The organism is Pseudidiomarina woesei (assembly GCF_001418345.1).
Lineage (GTDB): Bacteria > Pseudomonadota > Gammaproteobacteria > Enterobacterales > Alteromonadaceae > Pseudidiomarina > Pseudidiomarina woesei.
Genome location: NZ_LIPW01000003.1, coordinates 61331 through 83029, shown reverse-complemented (window position 1 = coordinate 83029; position 21699 = coordinate 61331). Strand labels below are relative to the sequence as shown.

Below are 21699 nucleotides of genomic sequence, written 5' to 3'. Positions count from 1 at the left end.
TGAGCTTGCAGCTCCGACCAGTCCGATCCATACTCTGCTAACATAATTCGAACAACAATTAGGTATGCATATGAAAAAGAACAACTTTAAGCGTACGTCGTTGGCGGCGTTGGTGCTTACTGGCAGTATTTTTGCCGTGACAGGCTGTGGCGGCTCGGACGATGCACCGCCGCCTACCACGGGAACCCCGCCACCTACAGAGCCGACAGGGTTAGTTGCGTTTGCACCAAGTGGTAACTTAGATGCAGATGTGACTTGGACTGACTACGGCGTGCCATATGTGAAAGCCGACAATATGGAAAGCTTAGGCTTTGGCGTTGGTTTCGCTTTTGCCCAAGATAACCTGTGTATTCTAGCCGACCAAATTGTGAAGTTTAATTCGCAGCGCGCGCGCTTTTTTGGCCCTGATGCGGTGCCAGGTTCTGGTGACTCAGAGAACTTACTGACCGATTTTGGCTTTTTAACCTTAGGTATTCGGGCCAACGCTGAAGCTGGCTTCAGCCAAATTAGTGAGCATGCGCAAGCGTTGATGACAGGTTATGCAGCAGGTTATAACAAGTATATTAATGAAACCGCATTAGCCGACATGGATCCAACCTGTGCAGGGCAACCTTGGGTACGTGATATTACTCCAATTGATCTAATGACCTATGCGCAAGGCGTTGCTTTGTTGCCAGGTGCGGCTAATTTTACCGGTCCGTTATTCCTGGCGGTACCAAGCAATCAAAGCTTTGTGACATCGGTTGATGGCCAACCGGTTAGCTTAGCCTTTGACCCCGAGACCGTGGGTATTCCAGACACCAATCCAACTGAAGCTGGTTCAAACGGATGGGCTATTGGTAGCGAGCTTAGTGCTTCAGAAAAAGGCATGCTTATTGCTAACCCGCATTTCCCACATACAGGTAATCAGCGTTTTTGGCAGTTTGGTATTGAAGTGCCGGGACATTTAAAAGTTGTCGGCGGTTCGTTATCGGGAATGCCAGGTATTATCAATATTGGTTTTAATGAAAACGTGGCGTGGACGCATACGTTTTCTACTGCATCGCGCTTTACTATTCATCGCTTAACCCTAGACCCAAATGACGCAAGCGGCACCAGCTATATGCTCGACGGTGAAAGTGTACCTATGACCACCCAAACTCACGAGATTCAGGTGGCGACTGGGGCGGAAAGTAGTATGACGCTGCGCAAAACTAGTTATTACAGCGAGTTTGGGCCAGTTATTGTCATTCCAAATGCACTACCCTGGGGAACCGATCAAACTGGACAAGCCGTTGCTTATGCCTTGCATGACGCAAACCTGCCAAACTACGACTTGTTTGACCATTGGTTGGGTATGAATATGGCATCAAGCATTGAGGAATATAAGCAAACCTTTGTGGACTATACCGGCACGGTATTTAACAACGCGATGGCGGTTGATAAAAATGGTCAAGCGTTCTTTACCGATGGCTCGTCAGTACCAAATATAGTGCCTGAAGCATTAGCAGCGTGGGGCGCGAATCCGCTTTATCAGGCACTGACACAACAAGCCGGGTTATTTATTTTCCCAGGCGATGATAGCCTTTATATGCCGCAAGGTACCGTGCCATTTGAACAGGCGCCGCAGCTTGAACGCACTGACTTTGTGCAGAACTCGAACGACAGCTTTTGGTTAACAAACCCTGCAGCTCCAATTAGTGGGGTTTCACCACTTTGGGGGCCAGTTGGGAATCAGCAATCACTGCGGTCACGGATGGGGCAAAAAATGCTCACCGAAGGTGGCTCCGTTGACGGTCGTTTCACGCGCGAAGACTTAGTTGATCGTCTTATTGGTAACCGAAACTTCTTGGGCGAAGCTGTATTAGCTGATTTAATGGCCCAGTGTGAGGCGCAGGGCGCGACACCGGTCACCATGCCAGATGGCAGTACTGTTGATATTACTCCTGCTTGCAACGCCTTAGGCTTGTGGGATGGCCGCATGAACCTTGATAGTCAAGGTGCCATGATGTTCCGCGAATTTGCTTTTGAATTTAATCGTAATCCGCAATGGCAGGTCCCATACGATGCATCGCAACCAACCACCACGCCAAATACTCTTGCAGCAAATGCTACTGTGTTGCAGCAATTGGCAACCGCTCAACAGCGCATTACAAACGCTGGATTAGATCCGGCAGCTAGTTTAGGTAGTGTGCAATTTGTTGAACGTAGCCTACCTGATGGTACGCCATCTGGGCAAAAATTACCTTGGGGTGGTGCTCACAATGTGGAAGGCGGCTTCAATGTATTTCGCAGTAATATGGGCAACGACGGTACCGTGTTACCCCGTCACCGTTACCCGTTACTGCCAGGTAGCGACTTGAGTGCCGCAGCGGGTGGGTATCATATTACCTATGGTTCAAGCTGGATGTTTGCGATGGAATTTACCGAAGATGGACCAGTTGCAGACGGTCTATTAACCTATTCGCAAAGCTCAAACATTGGTTCCGATCATTACATTGACCAAACGCTTTTGTATTCTTCTGAGCCACAGTTGCGAACGTTGCATTTTAACAATAGCGATATTGAAGCAAATGCAGTAACGACGTTGAATCTGACAGGAGACTCGCTGAATTAAAAGTAGTTATCTATGAACCTCTAAAAGCCTTCTCTAATTGGAGAAGGTTTTTTTGCTTCAGAGCAATTTAATATCGAAATATTATTTTAGCTACTTACGAAATACAAACTGCCAACCATAGTTATACGGTTCAAAAAATAATCAATACAGGTGGCGTTATGGCTAAAGTTGTCGTGGTTGGAACGGAGCTTGGTGGCGTGACAGTTGCATATGAACTTAGAGAGAAACTGACCAAAGGCACCGATATTCTGGTGATTGGCGAAGGCAGTGAATTTAATTTTGTGCCTTCGAACCCTTGGCTGACATGGGAATACTGGCGCCGCTTTTTTAGCAATTCCTCAAAATCCACCGCGTAACCGTAACCGGACTGGCAGCGGTCGTTGGGTTCATTGGGCATAGAGCGGCTTAAACCGCCCAGGTAACTGTCCCTTCAAGGCGCTGAAGGTTGTCTTCAGCGCCGCACACTTGGTATTTGCTGGTATTTTCGTCTGTTTGGCAGTGCCATAGTGATACATTCGCTGGTAACGGTACTGGGCGCTTAAATGTTACATCAATGGCTGTAATTGGCTGTTTCATGCTGCGCTCAATCTCCGCCTGAGCTCTGGCGGACATGTACATTCCATGAATAATGGGTTGCTCAAAACCAAACCACCGAGACAATAAAGGGTGTAAGTGGATTGGATTAAAGTCACCAGATAACCGTGCGTAGCTGCGACTGGTCTGGGCATCTAATTGCCAGCTATTCATGCATTGCCAGTCACCAGCAGGGGCATCCACGATTTTCGCTTCTTTGGGTTTGCGAGAGCGCTCAGGCTGCTTAGGCATGACCTGATATTCGCTGATACAGGTTGCGACATGTTGTTCTGACTGCCAAAACTCAACTGTAAATACTGGGCGTAAACGACGCGGTGATACTTTTGGCCCGCGCGCTGGCACTTGAATAGAGGCTTTTAAGTGGAAGCCTTCATTGGGGTCGAGCGGCTGTAATTGCTCTATGCGGTTGCTAACATGAACCAAGCCCGGCGCTGGCCAAGGAAAATGTTCGCCAAGCATTTGCGCTAAATGCACCCGTTGCGCTAAGCAATAAATAAGCGTAAGAGGAAGAGGGCTAATAAATCCGCCAAATGCATCGTGATAGCGTTGTACCAATTCAGCAGGAAACGCCGGAGCACTAAATTCAGCATTCAGTACATTCGCTTCTGCTGCCTCTTGATCTTTGCGCGCCACGGTAAACAGTGAACGTACAAACATGCCAGGAAGGTTTGGTAACGTGATTGGGGTATCCACGTGCATTACGTTTTCATCCTTAAATATACGGGTTATAAAACCACATTAGCGCTAAGTATATACCGCCTGAGTCCTTGAACAAACCCTACCACAACTCCGACGGCAGCATCCGAGTTTAAGGCATCTGTCGCATTCGCTTCAGTGGTAACAATGCCCTTATCTATAGCCGCTGAAAAAATAATAAAAGCGATTAATGAGATGAAGAAATAGAGCCGCAAAGGCGGCACGTAAGACGCGTGTCGGCCACGCATAAACTCAAGCGAAAGAAACCCAGGACGTAAAAACAGCCCCCGCAAGGTTCGGTAGAAGCGCGAGTCCCAGTGACCCAGTTCGCCCATTAAATCACCAAGTACTGCGAATATACTGCGCACATAAACCCGATGATGTTGTCCGCAATGGTGACAATATTCACCTTGCAGTGGTTGTTCACAGTTTAAACACTGTTGCTCATGTGACGCTAATTGTTCCACGATAACCTGTCATAAAGTGGGCGTTAGTTATCGCCATTATCGTCCTTTTTTTCAGTTTTTGCGTTAGATTTCTTCTCATCCGATGACTTGGCCTTTAATTTTTCATTTTGTTCGTTGCGTTGTTTTTGCAATGCTTCTTTTTCGGCTTTCATTTTTTCACGCAAGGCATCACGCTCTGCTTTCTTTTGAGCTGCTTCCTGTTTGGCCTGTTCAGCAGTTTGTTGCCCTTGTTGTGAAGATTGTGACTGCGCCAACACCGGCTGCGTCAAAATAAAAGTAGCGGTGATGAATACCGATAATAAAATGAATTTGCGAGTCATAGCGAAATACTCCTGTGAGTCGTGTTGTTTAAGTTTTATGGCTTTACTGCTGTAAGTAAAGCTTTAGCGCTGTCACTATACAATGTGGCATAGTGTTATTTTGCGGTTGTTTTACAAAAAACAATTGCTGCGACATGATATGTCGCAAGTTGGCGGTAAGCTATCTGCTAACACAAATGACAAGGAGCAAGTCAGTGCAGAGCGTATTAAGATATTTAATGTTGTTACGTCATGTGCCACGACAACCGCACAAAGTTGACGCAAAAACGCTTAGACAACGCCTTTATGAGCAAGGTATTGATGTAAGTGTTCGTACCATACAGCGCAATTTAATTGAGCTCTCAGAAGTGTTCCCGCTGACCACGGACGAACGCTCTAGGCCTTATGGCTGGAGTATTGCGCAAAGCGCTCCGCAGTTACCATTTCTGAGTTTGGCAGATCACGCACGTACCGGAGCTGTCGCAGAGGTGAAGCTAAAATGTGCAGCAAGTTTATCCAATTTGCTAACCAACAACCCACTACATTCGCAACAAGTTGTTGAAACGAATAGCGAGCATTTTATTGTTAAAGCTAGCGTGGTAATTAGTAATGAACTAGTGGCGTGGATACTAAGCTGTGGTGAGCATGCAGAAGTTTTAGAGCCCAAACAACTTCGCGATGAAATTGAAGGGCACATTAGTCGGATGCATGCCAGTTATAATGGCCACAAAAAATAACTATAAGTGAGCTGTTATATGGCGTGCTCGTGCCGCAATAACCATTCTTTTTTATCAAGCCCTCCAGCATAACCTGTAAGCGTGCCGTTCGCGCCAATAACGCGGTGGCAAGGTATGACAATCGCAATGGGGTTGCGACTGTTTGCTAAACCGACGGCGCGCACTCCTTTGGGGTTTTCAATCATATGTGCAATATCGCTGTAACTAGCGGTATGGCCGTACGCAACACTCAGCAGTGCCCGCCATACTTGTTGCTGAAAAGCAGTTCCAGTTGGGGCAAGTGGTAAATCAAAGGTGCATCGCTCGCCATTAAAGTATTCAAGAAGCTGTTGCGCAGCTTGTTCGGTTACTGCGCATGCTTGTTGGCAAAAGGGAGCACAAAAAGAGATGTCGGTAATATGTTTACCGTCTTGGCTTGTTGCTGTGACTGGGCCTAAAGGCGATTGTAAGCTCGATTGAAACATAATTAACGCAATATCAGCACTGGAGTTTCGCTATTATTTATCATTCTAGTTGTGGTGCTGCCAACTAAAAACTGGCGGATGCGTGAATGACCATAAGCACCCATAACCAAAACATCCAGTTGATGCTGGTGTTGGTATTCATGTAAAGCGGGCTCCACGTCGCCGGTAATTAGTGCAACGGTGACTTCATGGCCATTTTTTTCTAGCGTTTTTTGTGCCTGAAGCAGCAGTTGCTGATTCACTTCGGTGTTTGCATCAACCATAACAACATGAATTGGTAGCCCTTTGAACAGCGGGCTTTTGGCAACCATATCGATGCCTTTCTCAGTCGTTTTACTGCCGTCATAGGCAAACAGCACGCTTTGCGGCGCTTGGTATTGCTCGGGCGTCAATAAAATGGGGCGGTGAACTGAGCGAATGACGGTTTCAAGGTGACTGCCAATATGGCGTGACTCACGCTCTTGTTCGCTGCTGTCTTGACCGTGAATGCCTAACACAAAAAGCCGTGTGTCTTGCTCCAGCATGAGTAGTGTGTCACTTAAATCTCCATGACGCTGGCGCATAGTAACCTGCTCGACACCGGCTTTTCGCGCGCGAACTTGCGTAGCTTCAAGCATATGATGCCCTTGCTGTAGAGCGAGCTTGTTGCGTTTGGCGTCTAGTTCGGCAAGTTCATCAAGCAATATTTCGCGACTGCCCAAACCTATATTGCCGGTCATGTCTGAGGCTACTGGGTAGCGGCCTTCGTCTAGCACGTGCAATAAGATTAACGGTGCCTGCATTTGCAGGCTTGCCCATGCGGAGTAGTCGCATACGGCACCAGTGGCACGTGAACCATCAATACAGGCAACTACATTTGTCATTGTTATTATTCTCCTTGTGGCCCATTATTTTGGTATTGAACAGATTGTGCTGTGATTGTTGAATGATAATGACATGTTCATTCGTGTCTTTGAAGTCGAACAAGTAACAAGTTATTTATATTGATAAAAACGAAACAATTCAAAAGGTGCAGTTTGAAACAGAAATCACGCTTTAGCATGGGGCCCGCAGCCCTCGTAGCGGCAGCATTTATCGGGCCAGGAACTGTGGTTACAGCGTCGTTAGCTGGTGCTAACTTCGGTTATGCGCTCTTGTGGGCATTGGTGTTTTCAGTTCTAGCGACCATGATTTTACAAGAAATGGCGGCGCGACTTGGCGTTGTTACAGGTAAAGGGCTCGGTGAAATTATTCGTGCAGCAATCGCTCACCCAGGGCTTCGATGGTTAGTCGTATCGCTGATTTTTGCTGCGGTTATTATTGGCAATAGTGTGTATCAGGGCGGAAATATTAGTGGTGCCCGCATGGGATTAGCCGATTTGTTGCCCATTGATGGCCAATGGATACCTCTTATTCTGGGTGTTTTAGCTGCGATCGTGCTCTGGCAGGGTAGTTATAAAATCATTGAGAACGTATTAATTGGTTTAGTGCTTTTAATGAGTCTTGCCTTTTTGGCGACCTTTATTCTCACCGAGCCAAATTGGGGGGATTTATTCAGCGGATTATTAGTACCGTCTATTCCATCAGGAAGCCTGCTTATGGTGGTGGCTCTCATCGGTACTACGGTTGTGCCTTACAATTTGTTTTTACATGCGTCTAGTTGTGCACAGAAATGGCGCTCGGCAGACGACTTGCAGCAAGCTCGACAGGATATTTATGTCTCAATTCCATTGGGCGGGCTTATTTCGATGGCAATAGTGGCAACGGCGGCTGCGGCCTTTTTTGGTCAAGCTATAAGCATAGAAAGCGCGGCTGATTTAGGTAAAGCCATGACACCTTTGTTTGGTGATGGCGCCACGCTGTTTATGGCCACCGGCTTATTTGCGGCAGGTTTATCGTCATCTCTCACCGCGCCTTTGGCTTCGGCTTATGCGCTTAGCGGCGTGCTAGGGTATTCAAATAATTTACACGACAAAAAGTTTCGCGCTATATGGCTTAGCATATTGAGTGTTGGCGTGCTGATTGCTTCGTTAGGTTTGAAGCCCATAGAGGTCATATTGTTTGCGCAGGTAGCCAACGGCTTGTTGTTGCCAGTTATGGCTCTGTTCCTAGTTTGGGTGTGCAATCATCGCGATTTGGGCGAATACCGAAATTCGCTTCGACAAAATATTCTGGGCAGTATAGTTTGCGCTGTCGCTATTGGCTTAGGGGGAAGGAGTATTGCTGCTGGCTTAGGCTGGTTATAAGCTTAATCACCGCCAAATAGCATTTCTATTTCAATGCCAACAATCCAACGTGAATGGCGTTCATCGGCTAGCGTATCACGTGGCCAGTGCATACCAACCCAGCCCTCTAAAAATAACCACTCGCGGCTGAATCGGCTGCGGTGAAGTGCGCGAATGCCGTAGTCACGCATGGGGACAGGATTTTCTGTTTCGCCGTACCACCAAATATCAGCACCCACTGCACGTTCGTGATGGTACATGTAATATAACTTTTGCGAGGCTTGCCAACGCACGCCCTCGGTTCGCTCAGCGAAGGTTCCTCGAAACCATGACTTGCCAAACCATTTGGACGAAAAAGCTGTGTCATATTCAAATGTTTGTGCAACGCCAAACCCATCGCTATCGCGCCAAAAAGCGACTGACTGCACATTTAGTTCGGCATTGTCGTCAACAATGGTTTCATAGCGATAGCGAGCACGAACGTAGGGGTCCATATTCAAGCCGCCACGGACACCGGCGCCAAAAGATAGGCTATGATTCGTTTGCACGTAGGGATCAAAGCCTAGCCCAACCATCCATTCTTCGTCAGACTGATCGCGTCGAATGACGGTAGGGCGCGTTTGTTGAGTATCGTTGATAAAGTCATCGAAATCGGCGCGACCAATAATGGCCGAGAAGCGGCGCTCTGCATGAGGAAAAACAACCCGGGCACGAAAACTTGAGTCAAGCTCAAAGCCGTCATGTTCATCCCATTCGGGCGTTAGCGTCAGGCTGCCTGAAGCTGTGTCATAGTCGTCAGGATTAACCGAGTCGGCAAAGAAAGAGTCAAGCCAAGCTGCAGTTGCATTGACCGAATTTGTTAAGCCCGCACGAAAGTCGTCAATCATTGCTGCTTCATCGCGCTCGGTTTTGGCTTGCGACTCTTCAGACTTTGACTTTGATGGCGGTGGTGACTCTTGAGACTGTGCCGCGGCTGTTGGTACAACAGCCAGTAGCAGCAGTGCAATGGCCAAACGCATTCGACCTCCTTGCATCTGTTATGTATTGAAGATACAAGGAAAAGTCGAATTCGGCTAGTTAAGAAAAGTTAAATACTAACGCGTTTATAGCGACGGTACTCCGGCTTCCAGAAATTCGCATCGATTCGCTGCCGTAAAGTTTCGTCGCTTACCTCTAAAGCTAGCCCTTGCTGCTGAGCAACTTTGGCGACATTGAAAGCAATCTTTTTACTCAATTCGGCAATGTTGGTAATGCCAGGAAGTAATTGGTTACTCTCGCCGAGCACACGAGGTGATGCCTCTGCTAAAGTATTACTTGCTGCCATTAACATCTCATCGGAAATACTTCGCGCTTTTACTGCAATCACACCAAGCCCAATACCGGGGAAAATGTAGCTGTTGTTACATTGTGCAATGGGATATTCCTGCCCCTGAAATTTTACCGCGTCATATGGGCTGCCGGTGGCAATAATGGCATTGCCGTTGGTCCACTCAACCACATGCGCAGGGTGTGCTTCTATTTGTCGTGAAGGGTTCGATAAAGGAAATATGATTGGCTGTTCGGTGTATTGCTGCATGGCACGAATCACTTGTTCAGTAAACAGCCCGGGTTGGCCTGAAACACCAATTAGCACTCCCGGTTTGGCACAATGCATAACATCTAGTAATGATGCGTAATCGCCACTGTGCTGCCAATGCGAAAGGTTGCTTAATGGCTGAGCTAACGCTTGCTGAAAGTCACGCAAGTCGGCCATGCCCTCGGTAAGTAGACCAAATCGGTCAACCATGAAAATTTGTCGCCGAGCCTGCTCATCGGTAAGCCCTTCAGCGACCATTTGCTGGATAATTTGCTCCGCAATACCACAACCGGCAGACCCAGCACCAACAAAAGCAACCGTTTGATCTTTTAACTGTGCGCCTTTGCTGCGACATGCTGCCAAAAGGGTTCCTACGGTTACTGCAGCAGTGCCCTGAATATCGTCATTAAAGCAGCAGTAGTCATCACGATACTTGCGTAAAATTGGCATTGCGTTAGGTTGCGCGAAATCTTCAAACTGCACCATTGCCTCTGGCCACCGGCGGCGCACTGCTACCATAAAGCGATCAACAAAAGCATTGTACTCGTTTTGATTAATCCGTTTGTGGCGGGCGCCCATGTACATGGGGTCGTTTAACAGCTTTTCGTTATTCGTACCGACATCTAAACAAACTGGCAACGTATAGGCTGGGCTAATACCACCACAGGCGGTATATAAGCTGAGTTTGCCGATTGGAATGCCCATACCGCCAATGCCTTGGTCGCCAAGCCCCAAAATACGCTCACCGTCGGTAACGACAATCACTTTCACTTTGCGCTTCGTCGCGTTGCGCAATATGTCGTCCATTTGGTCACGGTCTTCGTAAGAGATAAATAAGCCGCGTGAACTACGATATATATCAGAGAATTGTTCGCACGCATCGCCTACGGTAGGGGTGTAGATAATCGGCATCATTTCTTCAAGATGCTGCTGTAATAAGCGATAAAATAAAGTTTCGTTATTGTCCTGAATTGCGCGCAAGTATATGTGCTTATTGATAGCTGTATCAAAACTTGAATACTGCATGTAACAGCGCTGCACTTGCTCTTCAATCGTTTCATAGCGAGGAGGTAGCAAACCGGTTAAATTAAATGCAGTTCGCTCTTCACGGGTAAACGCGCTACCTTTATTAAGCAGCGGTGTTTCTAGCAAATTAGGGCCTGCATAAGGAATATACAGCGGATTCTTCATGAATCATTCTCCTTGCGCTTGGTGTAACGTATTGAGTCAGGGCAATTGCTCATTGAATGAACCGCATATTATTGCAGATTAAACGGAGGAAGACATGGAAAATCCGGCTTTTGTGGTGAATTTAAAACTGCTCGAACATTATAAATTCGAAGTTGATTTTGGCGAGTTTGGGCAAATTATTACCGATGAGGACGAACCGGTAGGCCATGGTGAAGGGCCTGGTCCAAGCCAATTGCTTGCTGCAGCAGTAGCCAATTGCTTAGCTGCTAGCTTGATGTTTGCAATACGAAAATACAAAGGTGACCCAGGCCAAGTTACCGCTAAAGTGCAAGGAGATATGGAGCGTGTTGACGGCCGTTTGCGTATTTCAGCGATGCAGGTAGAGCTTAATTTAGGCCAAGCAGCCGAGCATATTGATAAGCTCGACCGTGTGTTAGAGCAATTTGAAAACTTTTGCGTAGTTACCCAAAGTGTCCGCAGCGGCATTCATGTTGATGTCACCGTATTGGACGAAGCTGGGCAAGTACTCAAATCACCCGAATAATTGCTTGCCGGAGTTCATAAGAATCCAACTGGTTAGAATGTACTTATCGTTGGATTTCGGCACCGTACCTCGGTGAGTATGGGTAAAATAGCCGGGCGCAATAACCATGCGTCCGCGTTTGGGCTTAATACTCCGGTTTTGATAGTAAAAATCAGTGGTGCCACCGTCTTCCACGTCATTTAAATAAAACATAAATAATAGGCTGCGATGTAATGCTTCAACGCTGTTTTTTTCGGGGTAAACCTCACAGTGCCAGTAGTTATAATTGCCCTGGTTTTTTAAGTACTTTTGCGCCTGAATAGGGCCAAGCCGATACAGCAATTGCATGTAGGCTTGCTCATTTCCAGTCGCAATTTCATTAAAGTTTTCATGAGTTAAATTTACTGGCTCACCGGTTTTCGGGTGCTTAACCTTAAGTGCGACCGGCGCAATTAAGGCAAAATGGTACTTTTTAAAATACTCCAGCGCATACTTGGTGGTAACGTCACATATAGTTTGTAGTTCACGTGTGTAATCTTGATGTTGGTTTAAGTATAAATCTTCACTGAGTTTCTTTTCGGTATCGACACCACCCCCAGTGCGACCCGCCTGTTTATGAGGGCTACGTTCAAATAGCTCGACAAAGCGGTCGCAAAAATCAGCTGGCAGCGCGTCGTCGTATATTTCAATAAAATCGTTATTCACACTTATCCCCAATAATTAAAGTCGTTTCCAAAACAAACTGGTGAGCTCAGCGCATTGCCGTCGGCTTCGTTATCTTCTTGTTCCAATGCCTTCAGTAGCGCATGTTTTAACACTGGAAGGTGTGAATACTCAAACGCTTTTACTGCACTAATAAGCGTGACCTTATCTTCTCTGGCTGCTTTCATAAGCGGAATCAAAACGTCAGGATTACTCTCAAGCTCTTTAAAGTAGGCATTAGCAAAGCTCTCAAAGTCGAGTTTCTGGGCATGATAATCTTTACGTAACTGGCTCGACGGGCAACAGTCTTTGCACCAATCTTTAAGTTTTAGATCGTTCTTTTTAATACCACGTGGCCATATTCGATCGGCAAGTATGCGTTGACCATCTTCTGCGCATACCTTGTCATAAGCGCGCTTGAAAACTACTGTGTAATTTTTCTGCATTTTTGTCACCTTGCTGTCACAAAAAGTCATTAAATTGTTAACTGAAATAAGTTATAGTGATCAACCCGTCGTCTTGGGATTACACAACAATAAGAGAATGGATTATGAAACGCCACAATCTAGCAATTGCACTTTCGGCCCTGCTGGTGTCAGGTACGGCAAGTGCAGAACTGTTTCTATCAGAGCACATTGAAGGCTCAAGTAATAATAAAGCATTAGAGATTTTTAACCCGGGTGATACCGCAGTTGATTTGAGCACTTATACCATTGAAATTTATTCAAATGGTGGCACTTCTGCTAGCCAGACAATTCAACTTTCAGGCTCGTTGGCCGCAAATGGCATTTATGTTGTTGCCCACCCGTCTGCTAACGCAGAAATTCTGGCTTTAGCAAACCAAACTGGCAACTTATATTACAACGGTGATGATGCCATTGTATTTAAAAATGGCGCAGACGTTATTGATGCCATGGGCCAAGTAGGTGTTGACCCAGGTACTGCATGGGAAAGCAACGGCGTATCGATGCAGAACCAAACGATTCGTCGCAAATCAACCGTTACGGCTGGTGATACCGATGTAACCGACGAGTTTTTCCCAGATGTTGAGTGGGACGCATACCCAATTGACGATATTAGCAACTTAGGTTCTCATAATGGTTTCGGTAGCACGCCGCCAGACCCAGAACCTGAGCCAGAGCCAGAACCATCACCTGAGCTTGGTGCTTGTGGTGACCCCGCTACATTTATTCACCAAGTACAAGGCAATAGCCTATCTGAAAACGGTGCTGCAAGTCCGTTCGTTGGCGAGGTGGTTACTGTTGAAGCCGTTGTTACCGGTGTATACAAAGATGGCGCACGCCCATTAAATGGTTTCTTCTTACAAGAAGAAGACGCGGATAACGATGCTGATCCAAACAGCTCAGAAGGTATTTTTGTTTACTTGCCAGAAGGCACTGCGCCAGTTGTTGGCCAAGTTGTTCGCCTACAAGGTGAAGTGGCTGAATACTACAACGCGACTCAGCTTTCATTTGTATCTGAAATTGTCGTGTGTTCTGAAGGCGCAACTGTAACACCTGCGGCTTTAGAGTTGCCATTAAGCTCGCGCGATGAATTCGAGCGCTTTGAAGGCATGTTAGTCAGCTCTGCGGCGCCACTAGTTGTTACGGGTACTGAGACATTGGCTCAGTATGGTGAGTTCTGGGTAGCTGATGAGCGGATCATGAGCCCAACTGAAATTGCTGAGCCAGGCGATGCAGCGAATGCTTACGCAGCGCTTAAAGACAGCCGTCAGTTCTTAATTGACGACGCCCAAGGTGGCGCAAGCCCAGCAGTAGTGCCATTCCCTCCAGGTGGTTTAAGCGCTGAAAATACTTTGCGTTTAGGTACTGAAATTACCAACGCCCAAGGTATTATTCACTACGGCTTCAGTGAATATCGCTTGTTGCCAACGGTCGACCTGCAATTTGTTGACGTAAACCCACGTACAGCAGAGCCAGATGCAGCGGCACAAGGTGATGTTCGCGTTGCAGTATTCAACGTATTGAACCTGTTCAATGGTGACGGCCAAGGCGGTGGTTTCCCAACCTCGCGCGGCGCGACAAACATCATGGAATATGAGCGTCAACTTCCGAAAGTTGTTGCTGCTATTGTTGCCCTTGGTGCTGACGTTGTAGGTTTGGTTGAAATTGAAAACGACGGCAACGGCGAAAACAGCATGTTGGCGCAACTCGTTGCAGAACTAAATGCTGAAGGCTCTGGTGAATGGGCATTCGCAAACGTTGGTGGTAGCGGCTTAGTTGGTACCGATGCTATTACAAACGCTATCATTTATCGTAGCGACCGCGTTGCTGAAACAGGTACCGCGGTATTTACTACAGCACAACCGTTTGACTTTGGTAACCGTCCACCGGTTGCTCAAACGTTTAAAGACCTTGTGAACGAAGACGAGTTTACCTTTGTGGTAACGCACTTACGTTCTAAAGGAAGCTGTGGTTCTGCTACCGGCGGTGATGCCGATGCCGATGACGGCCAAGGCTGCTGGAATGCTACTCGTGTTGCTGCAGTAGAGAAACTGCAAGAGTGGTTAGCTGGTAACCCAACTGGTCGTATTGTTGCTGATGTTTTGGTCATGGGCGACATGAACGCGTACAGCATGGAAGACCCAATTGCTGCAATGGTTGCTGGTGGTTTCACCAACTTGAAAGCTGAGTTCGCTGATGGTGCGGCTACCCATACTTATGTGTACCAAAACGAGTCAGGTAGCTTGGAGCATGCCTTTGCCTCAGCAGAACTAACCGCGAAAGTTGTGGCAGCGCAAGCTTGGCACATTAACGCTGACGAGCCAGAAGTTTTGGACTATAACCTTGAATACAAAGAAAATGGTTTAGAAGAAACTTACTACGCGCCTGATCAGTATCGTAGTTCTGACCACGACCCAGTTATCGTTGCATTTACAACAGTAGCAAACGACCCTACTGACGAAGGTGACGGTGATGCAGACGTGGAAGAGCCGCCTGCTGAAGAAGAAGAGCATGAGAACATTGACCATGCCACCACAAGCAGTTCATTCCCGCTTTGGTTGGTATTAAGTGGCTTGTTCTTAGGTTTAGTACGCCGTCGCGTATAAGCCAATAATATAGTTGATATAAAGCGCTTGGCTTGGCCAAGCGCTTTTTTTTTGTGCTAAATAAGACTAACGTGAGTATAAGAAAGTAGGCGTTACCGAAAAGGAAGCAACATGACGTATATTCACGACACCATCGAAGAGTTAAAACAGACGAGCCCTGCACAAACTGAGTTTTATCAAGCGGTGGAAGATGTCTTGGAAAGTCTTGAGCCGCTGCTAGAGCAAAATCCACGTTACCGCGAACAAGCTATTCTTGCTCGCATTGTAGAACCGGAACGGCAGATCATGTTTCGGGTGCCGTGGATGGATGACGAGGGGCAAGTGCAAGTCAACAAAGGCTATCGCATTGAATTTAATTCAGCTTTAGGACCATACAAAGGCGGGCTGCGCTTTCACCCCAGTGTTAATGGGTCGATAATAAAGTTTTTAGGCTTTGAGCAAATTTTTAAGAATGCCTTGACTGGGCTTCCTATTGGGGGCGGGAAAGGGGGCGCGAATTTTAATCCTAAAGGCAAATCGAATGCCGAAATTATGCGCTTTTGCCAGTCTTTTATGAGCGAATTATTTCGCCATATAGGGCCAACTACCGATGTGCCGGCTGGTGATATTGGTGTTGGAACTCGCGAGCTTGGTTATTTATTCGGGCAATATAAACGTTTAGCAAATCAATTTGATGGGGTGCTTACCGGTAAAGGGCTAGCGTGGGGTGGTTCATTTGTTCGTAAAGAGGCCACTGGCTATGGCTGCGTTTATTTCGCCAATTATATGCTGGCTGACCGCGATCACGAACTTAAAGATAAACGTTGCGCCGTTTCAGGCTCAGGTAACGTGGCCATTTACACCATGGAAAAACTTTATGAGCTAGGGGCCAAGCCCGTCACCTGTAGTGATTCGTCTGGCACGATATATCACGACCAAGGTATTGATTTAGACCTAGTGAAGCAGCTTAAAGAGCAGCGCAATGAGCGATTAGAAAAATATTTAGAAACACATTCTTCAGCAACTTATACGCCACGCGAAGATTACCCGTCTGACGGGCATCAAGTTTGGCGTTACGAGGTCGATTTGGCGTTTCCGTGCGCCACACAAAATGAAGTAACTCGTGCTGATATTGAATGCCTCATCGAAAATGGCTGTATTGCAATTACTGAGGGCGCCAATATGCCGCTCACAGAGTCAGCATTTGACACGGTGCAAGAAAGCCAAATGGCTTACGGTCCAGGCAAAGCGTCAAATGCTGGAGGTGTTGCCACAAGTCAACTTGAAATGGCGCAGAATGCCAGTATGCAGCGTTGGACCTTTGAGCAAGTAGATGAGCGTTTACAGCAGGTTATGAAGACCATATACAAAGATATTTCGCGTACAGCAGAAGAGTTTGGTAAGCCGGGGCAGCTAGTGCTTGGGGCGAATATTGCGGGCTTTAGAAAAGTGGCCGATGCCATGCTTGAACAAGGGTTAGTTTAGTTCGGCTAACGCAATCTTTACAAAAATATTGGTGGTGCATGCAACTATGTTGGCTAAAAAAGCGACTAAACTAGTAACTGATAGCAGTTGTAGCTATCTGCCGTTTGGAGGCATGAAGCATGCATAACACTCAATTGAAAAAACGCGCCGGTCTGTCGGCCTTGGCTTTAGCGTTGTCATGGGCAACGGGAGCGGTGGTACTAACTACCGCAGCAACCCCTGCTTACGCTGAAACCTATCAAGACAGTGCGCAGGCAAACGTAGTTTACTATAGCGAAGCTGAGCTTGACCGCTTATTAGCGCCGGTTGCTTTGTATCCTGATAGTCTATTAACCCATATTCTGATCGCTGCCACCTATCCGTTAGAAGTGGTTCAGGCCGAGCGGTGGGCGCAGAAGCACGCGCACCTGCAACCTGAACAAGCCATAGAGCTTGCAAGTGAGCAGGCTTGGGACGACAGCGTTAAGGCGTTGGTGGGTACACCGGATGTACTAAAACAAATGAGCGATGACTTGGTATGGACTCAAGCTATTGGCGAAGCCTTTTTGGCCCAACAAGAGGATGTTCTCGATCGGGTTCAAACCTTGCGCCAACATGCATATGATGCCGGCAACTTAAAGTCGAACAAGCACGTCAATGTTGAGCGCGCTGAGCGCACCATTGTTATTGAGAACGTTCGCCGTGAAGTGGTTTATGTTCCTTATTATGATACCCGCGTCGTGTACGGTTCCTGGTGGTGGCACAATCATCCGCCGGTGTATTGGGCACGGCCGTCGCTAACCGTTAGTATTGGCTCTGGCATTTATTGGGGTATTAGTTATAACGTACCATCGCGCTTTTACTTTAGTCACTTTTTCTGGCCACAACGTTATGTGGTGATTAATCATCATTACTACACGGCACCGCCGAAAAAGCGTCGTGACTATTATATGACGAGACATGACGGTAAGCGTTGGAATCACAATCCGCGCCATCGTCGCGGGGTGGAATATCGTCACCGTGATTTACAGCCTCGTCAGCCTAAGTATTACATGGTTCAAGGTGAACCGGTGCAACCGGTATTAAGTGCGCGCGGTGTTAATCGTGATGCACCGGTGCGCAATATGCGCATTGAAGACCCCAAGCCGCGGCCTAAATTTGCATCGGTGAAACGTGAATTAAGCCAGCCGACGGTAGGTATAAAGCAGCCGCAGCGGGCGATAAAACCCGTGGATAAACGCATTGTTGATAAACGCATTATTGAGCAACCGCGCGTGGAACGTCCGCGAGTCGAGAAACCACGAATGCAGCAGCCGCGAACTGAGCGTCCGGTAGTACGTCAGCCAGAAGCGCGCATGCCGGTGGTGCGACAGCCAGATGTCCGCAAGCCAGATGTTCACAAACCTGATTTTGGTAAACCAGCGGTTCGTAATCCTGTTGTTCGGCAACCGAACGTGGTGCGCCCTAGCCCACGCCCCACGCAGGTCGTTAAACCCCAGGTACGGCAACCTCAGGTGCGGCAACCTCAAGTTAGCCAGCCGGTACAACGGGCTGCTCCGGTAATATCTCGGCCGTCACGGAATCAAAATAGCGTTACTCCGGTGCGCGGCCATAATCGTGACCAATAGTCGCGGCGTCGAATCGGTTAAACCACCGATTCGACGCGTTAAGTTAGGTTGTTATTGAAGTTGGAAAGCGAAATACTATGAGCTTTCCAACTTCGTTTATTGGTTTTAGCGCCTCAAACGAAGAGGTTTTACCCAAAGGAGGCACTATGTTAGTTGTTAGAACCGCAATCATAATGACTCTATTTATTGGGCTGCTGACCATAGCTGGCTGCAGCACAAATAGCGGTGTGGAATTGCTAGGTCAATCACGTTCCGCTATCGAGCCTAGTCAAGTAAAACTCGTTGAACTAGCGCCTGCGGCCGCTGAGCCGATTGCAAAAATCACCTCGAACTTTAGCTATGGTGTACGTGAAACCGATGAAAGTAAGCGCTCGTATGCAATTGAGCGTGCTCTCGTTCAAGCAGCAAAGTTGGGCGCAAATATTATGGTTATCGACAAAATTGAATATCAACAAACCACCTCAGGCGGTGTCACGGGCGGGCTTTACGATGGCCAAACTGTCAGTGCAGTGCCAGCGCAACGTACCCCTGTTGTTCATGCAACCGCATATTATTTAGAATAAATGAAGTTTCAGTACTTTTATGATCAAGCAATCGCTCGGCACGGCAGCAACGAGGCGGTGCATGAGCGGTTGCCTGTACTTGCCAAGGGTGATGCTATTCGGCGTATTGGCGATGACCGCTTTCTTGCAGAAATAACGCGTTGTGTATTTCGTGCAGGTTTTGCGTGGCAGGTGATTGAGAATAAATGGCAAGGTTTTGAAGAAGCATTCGCCGGGTTCTTACCGATTTACTGGCAGCAGGTTCCTCCGGAGCGGCTTGACGAGTTAGCACGCGACACACGTATTGTTCGCAACCCGCAAAAAATCGCCACAGTTCCGCTGAACGCGCGCATGATTGTTGAAGTTACAGAGCAACATGGAAGTTTTGGTACGTTTTTAGCGAATTGGCCCAGCGCAGAACAACATAAGTTATTGGCTTATTTGAAAAAGCATGGAGCCCGTTTAGGTGGTACTGCTGCTCAGCATGTGCTGCGTCGAGTGGGCTGGGATGGATACTTGCTTACGCCCGATAATTTAACGGCAATGCGCAATCATAATTTGTTAGGTGCCTCGCCGTACAGCAAGCGTGGCGCTGAGCAGATTCAACAGGTGTTTAATGAATGGCATGCCGAGACAGGCCTGCCATATAGCCATTTATCACGTATTTTGTCGATGTCGATAGATGTACGGGGATAGAATTCGCGGGGATAGGCATGCGGAGTGAAGCCGCATGCCTTCATGGGGTTATCGCAGAGTGACAAACTCTTCTGCGCTAGTTGGGTGCAGTGCTACTGTGGCATCAAAGTCAGCTTTGGTTGCGCCCATTTTCATGGCGACCGCAAACCCTTGCAAGATCTCATCCATGCCTTCGCCAATACCATGCAAACCAATAACGCGCTCTTCTGGGCCTGTGCACACTAACTTAAATGTACTGAGCGCGCGATGTGGTGTGACTGCGTTGTACATAGCTGCGAATTGAGACTTATAAACTTTAACGTCGTCACCGTGCACTTCACGTGCTTCAGCTTCCGTTAAGCCCACGGTACCAATGGTTGGATGACTAAATACAATGGTTGGTATTAGGCTGTAATCCATGTGTGCGTCGGGCAGGTCTTTATTGAACAAACGTTCAGCGAGCAAACGGCCTGCTTTGATGGCAACCGGCGTTAATTGTGCCTCACCAGTAATATCGCCAACCGCGTAAATACCTTTAACATTGGTATTTTGGTATTTGTCGGTGCGAATAAACCCGTGCGCATCGGCTTGTACGCCCGCCGCAGCTAAGTTAATTTTGTCCGTTGTTGGCTCACGACCAATAGCCCAAACTAAACAATCGACACCTTCAATAACCTCACCATTTTCACAATAAACACTTAGCAAACCGTCTTTTTGTTTTTCAACGCGATCAATAATACAACCGGTGTGTAGCTCTGGGCCGTCTTGTTTTAGACGTTCAAGCAACGCGTCGGTAATATCATGGTCAAAGTAGCGCAGAGGGCGGTCGCCACGAACAAGTAAGTGTGCATCGCTACCAAGGGCATGCAATACCCCAGCAATTTCTACCGCAATATAGCCCGCGCCAACCACAACAGCTTTGTTAGGGCGTTCGTTCAACGCAAAGAAGCCGTCTGAGTCAATGCCGTGCTCAGCACCTGGAACGTCAGGGATCATCGCTCGGCCACCCACCGCAATGGTAATGTGGTCAGCGGTAATGTGCTCGCCGTTTACTTCGACGGTGTTGGCGTCAACAAAGCGCGCAAAGCCTTCAATGTACTCAACGCCGTTACTTTCAAAGCCGCGTTTGTAACCACCATGAATGCGTTCAATATAGGCTTCGCGGTTTTTCACTAGCGTTGCCCAGTCAAAGCCTTTTTGTTCAATGTTAAAGCCGTACGCCGAGCTGTATTTAATTGCCTCAGCAATATGGGCGCCATACCACATGACTTTTTTCGGTACGCAACCAACATTAACGCAGGTTCCACCAACCGCTTTTGCTTCAATAACAGCGGCTTTAGCGCCACGAATGGCCGCGCGGTTAGCTGATGCAATGCCGCCACTGCCGGCGCCGATTGCCAGATAATCGTAATGTCGAGTCATGTGCTTTACTCCTAAGACATGCTAGCGTGTTGAATTAAGTGCATAAAGATGACTATGATCGCCGAAATTGCCACGCGGTGCAATGCAACCCGAGTGTTAAGTGACCTAAAATGAGTCGAAAAAAACGATGACCGCAATCGATGACCTAAATCTATGACATCAGTTTATACCGTGAATCGCAGCAAGCGACGGCGCAATTTAGCCTTGAAAATTCAGCACGGAAAGTTATTCGTGCAGGCTCCGTTGCATATGAGCGAGCAGGCCATTCGGCAGTTTGTTGAGCAGAAGCGCGAATGGGTGCAACGCCACTTGACGCGGCAGCAGCAACAATTAGGGCGTTTACAGCGTCGGCAGTGGCAAACCGGAGAGCGTCTGCGTTGGCTCAGTGAACCGCTGCAGTTAGTGGTGGAGCATGCCAGTCGTAAGCAGGTAATGCGTCAAGGCACGCAGCTTATCGCCACCATTACGCCGCGAAGTCATGGCGACCGAGAGCCACGGCTGTCAGTTGTGGCTTGGTATAAACAACAGGCGCAAATGTGGCTTGATGAATTTTTTGCGCAGTGGCCCGAGCAGCATGGCCTGAACCCGAGTGGTTGGGCGGTGGGCGACTTTCGCAGCAAATGGGGGCACTGCACCCGCAAGGGCGAACTAAAATTCACTTGGAAACTATGGATAGCGCCAGAATGGGTGGTGCGCAATGTAGTCATTCATGAGCTATGCCACTTGCGGGAATTTAACCATAGCAGAGCGTTTTGGCAGTTGGTTGAGCAGCACTCGCCAAACTTTCAAGATGCTGAGGTGTGGTTGCGCAAGCACGGCATTACCGTGCTTAACGCGGATTACTTAGACTACCAAGTGTAACTAAAAGAA

21 protein-coding genes are annotated in these 21699 nt (G+C 47.7%); 11 read left to right on the top strand and 10 right to left on the bottom strand.

All coding sequences use genetic code 11. The annotated features are described in order from the left end of the window. Positions 1-70 precede the first annotated feature (70 nt). Positions 71-2596 (top strand): acylase, encoded by a 2526-nt coding sequence (locus ASC40_RS06200; RefSeq protein WP_055438923.1) that lies wholly within the window; start codon positions 71-73, stop codon positions 2594-2596. Between the two features lie 158 nt (positions 2597-2754). After that, the gene (locus ASC40_RS06195) at positions 2755-2952 is read left to right on the top strand and encodes a hypothetical protein (protein ID WP_055438922.1); all 198 of its coding nucleotides are present in this window, start codon (positions 2755-2757) and stop codon (positions 2950-2952) included. 49 nt (positions 2953-3001) lie between these two features. Here ASC40_RS06195 and ASC40_RS06190 read toward each other — a convergent pair whose 3' ends face one another. From ASC40_RS06190 to ASC40_RS06180, 3 genes are read right to left on the bottom strand one after another with little or no spacing between them, the layout of a single operon-like run. Beyond that, on the bottom strand, positions 3002-3889 hold the full coding sequence (locus tag ASC40_RS06190; protein WP_055438921.1) for a MaoC/PaaZ C-terminal domain-containing protein: 888 nt from the start codon (positions 3887-3889) through the stop codon (positions 3002-3004). Positions 3890-3915: 26 nt separating this feature from the next. After that, positions 3916-4353: a DUF3667 domain-containing protein gene (locus ASC40_RS06185; protein ID WP_082432479.1), complete on the bottom strand. Its 438-nt coding sequence runs from the start codon at positions 4351-4353 to the stop codon at positions 3916-3918. Positions 4354-4376: 23 nt separating this feature from the next. Further along, positions 4377-4673 carry a hypothetical protein gene (locus ASC40_RS06180; protein WP_055438919.1) on the bottom strand — a complete coding sequence of 99 codons (297 nt, stop codon included), beginning with the start codon at positions 4671-4673 and terminating at the stop codon, positions 4377-4379. Positions 4674-4867: 194 nt separating this feature from the next. Here ASC40_RS06180 and ASC40_RS06175 point away from each other — a divergent pair, with 194 nt between their 5' ends. Continuing rightward, complete coding sequence (locus tag ASC40_RS06175; protein WP_169782088.1) at positions 4868-5389, top strand: WYL domain-containing transcriptional regulator; 522 nt, start codon at positions 4868-4870, stop codon at positions 5387-5389. A gap of 14 nt (positions 5390-5403) precedes the next feature. On the opposite strand, the gene ASC40_RS06170 is transcribed toward ASC40_RS06175, so the two are convergent. Beyond that, positions 5404-5853, bottom strand: coding sequence for a methylated-DNA--[protein]-cysteine S-methyltransferase (locus ASC40_RS06170; RefSeq protein WP_055438917.1), 450 nt, complete (start codon positions 5851-5853; stop codon positions 5404-5406). A gap of 2 nt (positions 5854-5855) precedes the next feature. Next, positions 5856-6716 (bottom strand): universal stress protein, encoded by an 861-nt coding sequence (locus ASC40_RS06165; protein WP_055438916.1) that lies wholly within the window; start codon positions 6714-6716, stop codon positions 5856-5858. A 153-nt stretch (positions 6717-6869) separates the two neighbouring features. Between ASC40_RS06165 and ASC40_RS06160 the strand changes: the two genes are divergently transcribed. Continuing rightward, positions 6870-8078 carry an Nramp family divalent metal transporter gene (locus tag ASC40_RS06160; protein WP_055438915.1) on the top strand — a complete coding sequence of 403 codons (1209 nt, stop codon included), beginning with the start codon at positions 6870-6872 and terminating at the stop codon, positions 8076-8078. A 2-nt stretch (positions 8079-8080) separates the two neighbouring features. Here the strand turns inward: ASC40_RS06160 and ASC40_RS06155 are convergent, their stop codons facing one another. After that, on the bottom strand, positions 8081-9076 hold the full coding sequence (locus ASC40_RS06155; protein ID WP_055438914.1) for a hypothetical protein: 996 nt from the start codon (positions 9074-9076) through the stop codon (positions 8081-8083). A 68-nt stretch (positions 9077-9144) separates the two neighbouring features. Next, entirely contained in the window at positions 9145-10824 is a 1680-nt protein-coding gene (locus tag ASC40_RS06150; protein ID WP_055438913.1) for an NAD-dependent malic enzyme, read from the bottom strand. 94 nt (positions 10825-10918) lie between these two features. On the opposite strand from ASC40_RS06150, the gene ASC40_RS06145 reads away from it, so the two are divergent. Next, a complete protein-coding gene (locus tag ASC40_RS06145) occupies positions 10919-11368 on the top strand; it encodes an OsmC family protein (RefSeq protein WP_055438912.1) in 450 nt (149 codons plus the stop codon). Here the strand turns inward: ASC40_RS06145 and ASC40_RS06140 are convergent. After that, positions 11357-12052, bottom strand: coding sequence for a 2OG-Fe(II) oxygenase (locus tag ASC40_RS06140; protein ID WP_055438911.1), 696 nt, complete (start codon positions 12050-12052; stop codon positions 11357-11359). The genes ASC40_RS06145 and ASC40_RS06140 overlap by 12 nt on opposite strands. A gap of 2 nt (positions 12053-12054) precedes the next feature. Further along, positions 12055-12495 (bottom strand): DUF488 domain-containing protein, encoded by a 441-nt coding sequence (locus ASC40_RS06135; protein ID WP_055438910.1) that lies wholly within the window; start codon positions 12493-12495, stop codon positions 12055-12057. Between the two features lie 104 nt (positions 12496-12599). On the opposite strand from ASC40_RS06135, the gene ASC40_RS06130 reads away from it, so the two are divergent. The 5 genes from ASC40_RS06130 (at position 12600) to ASC40_RS06110 (ending at position 19428) form a co-directional block, all read left to right on the top strand. Beyond that, positions 12600-15119, top strand: coding sequence for an ExeM/NucH family extracellular endonuclease (locus ASC40_RS06130; RefSeq protein ID WP_055438909.1), 2520 nt, complete (start codon positions 12600-12602; stop codon positions 15117-15119). A gap of 111 nt (positions 15120-15230) precedes the next feature. Then, positions 15231-16583, top strand: a complete 1353-nt coding sequence (gene gdhA / locus ASC40_RS06125) for an NADP-specific glutamate dehydrogenase (RefSeq protein WP_055438908.1) — start codon at positions 15231-15233, stop codon at positions 16581-16583. A 119-nt stretch (positions 16584-16702) separates the two neighbouring features. Next, positions 16703-18190, top strand: coding sequence for a DUF3300 domain-containing protein (locus ASC40_RS06120; RefSeq protein ID WP_055438907.1), 1488 nt, complete (start codon positions 16703-16705; stop codon positions 18188-18190). A gap of 146 nt (positions 18191-18336) precedes the next feature. Further along, positions 18337-18753, top strand: coding sequence for a hypothetical protein (locus ASC40_RS06115; RefSeq protein WP_141656116.1), 417 nt, complete (start codon positions 18337-18339; stop codon positions 18751-18753). Then, positions 18754-19428 carry a DNA-3-methyladenine glycosylase I gene (locus tag ASC40_RS06110; protein ID WP_055438905.1) on the top strand — a complete coding sequence of 225 codons (675 nt, stop codon included), beginning with the start codon at positions 18754-18756 and terminating at the stop codon, positions 19426-19428. A gap of 48 nt (positions 19429-19476) precedes the next feature. Here ASC40_RS06110 and gorA read toward each other — a convergent pair whose 3' ends face one another. After that, the gene (gorA, locus tag ASC40_RS06105; protein ID WP_055438904.1) at positions 19477-20829 is read right to left on the bottom strand and encodes a glutathione-disulfide reductase; all 1353 of its coding nucleotides are present in this window, start codon (positions 20827-20829) and stop codon (positions 19477-19479) included. Positions 20830-20982: 153 nt separating this feature from the next. Here gorA and ASC40_RS06100 point away from each other — a divergent pair, with 153 nt between their 5' ends. Then, entirely contained in the window at positions 20983-21690 is a 708-nt protein-coding gene (locus ASC40_RS06100; protein ID WP_055438903.1) for a M48 family metallopeptidase, read from the top strand. Positions 21691-21699: the final 9 nt, after the last annotated feature.

Bases quoted from the DNA above. Each gene is read 5' to 3' on its own strand.
- gdhA (WP_055438908.1), top strand. From the start codon at position 15,231: ATGACGTATATTCACGACACCATCGAAGAGTTAAAACAGACGAGCCCT.
- ASC40_RS06145 (WP_055438912.1), top strand. From the start codon at position 10,919: ATGGAAAATCCGGCTTTTGTGGTGAATTTAAAACTGCTCGAACATTAT.
- ASC40_RS06195 (WP_055438922.1), top strand. From the start codon at position 2,755: ATGGCTAAAGTTGTCGTGGTTGGAACGGAGCTTGGTGGCGTGACAGTT.
- ASC40_RS06100 (WP_055438903.1), top strand. From the start codon at position 20,983: ATGACATCAGTTTATACCGTGAATCGCAGCAAGCGACGGCGCAATTTA.
- ASC40_RS06180 (WP_055438919.1), bottom strand. From the start codon at position 4,673: ATGACTCGCAAATTCATTTTATTATCGGTATTCATCACCGCTACTTTT.
- ASC40_RS06110 (WP_055438905.1), top strand. From the start codon at position 18,754: ATGAAGTTTCAGTACTTTTATGATCAAGCAATCGCTCGGCACGGCAGC.
- ASC40_RS06170 (WP_055438917.1), bottom strand. From the start codon at position 5,853: ATGTTTCAATCGAGCTTACAATCGCCTTTAGGCCCAGTCACAGCAACA.
- ASC40_RS06120 (WP_055438907.1), top strand. From the start codon at position 16,703: ATGCATAACACTCAATTGAAAAAACGCGCCGGTCTGTCGGCCTTGGCT.
- ASC40_RS06155 (WP_055438914.1), bottom strand. From the start codon at position 9,076: ATGCGTTTGGCCATTGCACTGCTGCTACTGGCTGTTGTACCAACAGCC.
- ASC40_RS06165 (WP_055438916.1), bottom strand. From the start codon at position 6,716: ATGACAAATGTAGTTGCCTGTATTGATGGTTCACGTGCCACTGGTGCC.
- gorA (WP_055438904.1), bottom strand. From the start codon at position 20,829: ATGACTCGACATTACGATTATCTGGCAATCGGCGCCGGCAGTGGCGGC.
- ASC40_RS06130 (WP_055438909.1), top strand. From the start codon at position 12,600: ATGAAACGCCACAATCTAGCAATTGCACTTTCGGCCCTGCTGGTGTCA.
- ASC40_RS06150 (WP_055438913.1), bottom strand. From the start codon at position 10,824: ATGAAGAATCCGCTGTATATTCCTTATGCAGGCCCTAATTTGCTAGAA.
- ASC40_RS06200 (WP_055438923.1), top strand. From the start codon at position 71: ATGAAAAAGAACAACTTTAAGCGTACGTCGTTGGCGGCGTTGGTGCTT.
- ASC40_RS06190 (WP_055438921.1), bottom strand. From the start codon at position 3,889: ATGCACGTGGATACCCCAATCACGTTACCAAACCTTCCTGGCATGTTT.
- ASC40_RS06115 (WP_141656116.1), top strand. From the start codon at position 18,337: ATGTTAGTTGTTAGAACCGCAATCATAATGACTCTATTTATTGGGCTG.
- ASC40_RS06135 (WP_055438910.1), bottom strand. From the start codon at position 12,495: ATGCAGAAAAATTACACAGTAGTTTTCAAGCGCGCTTATGACAAGGTA.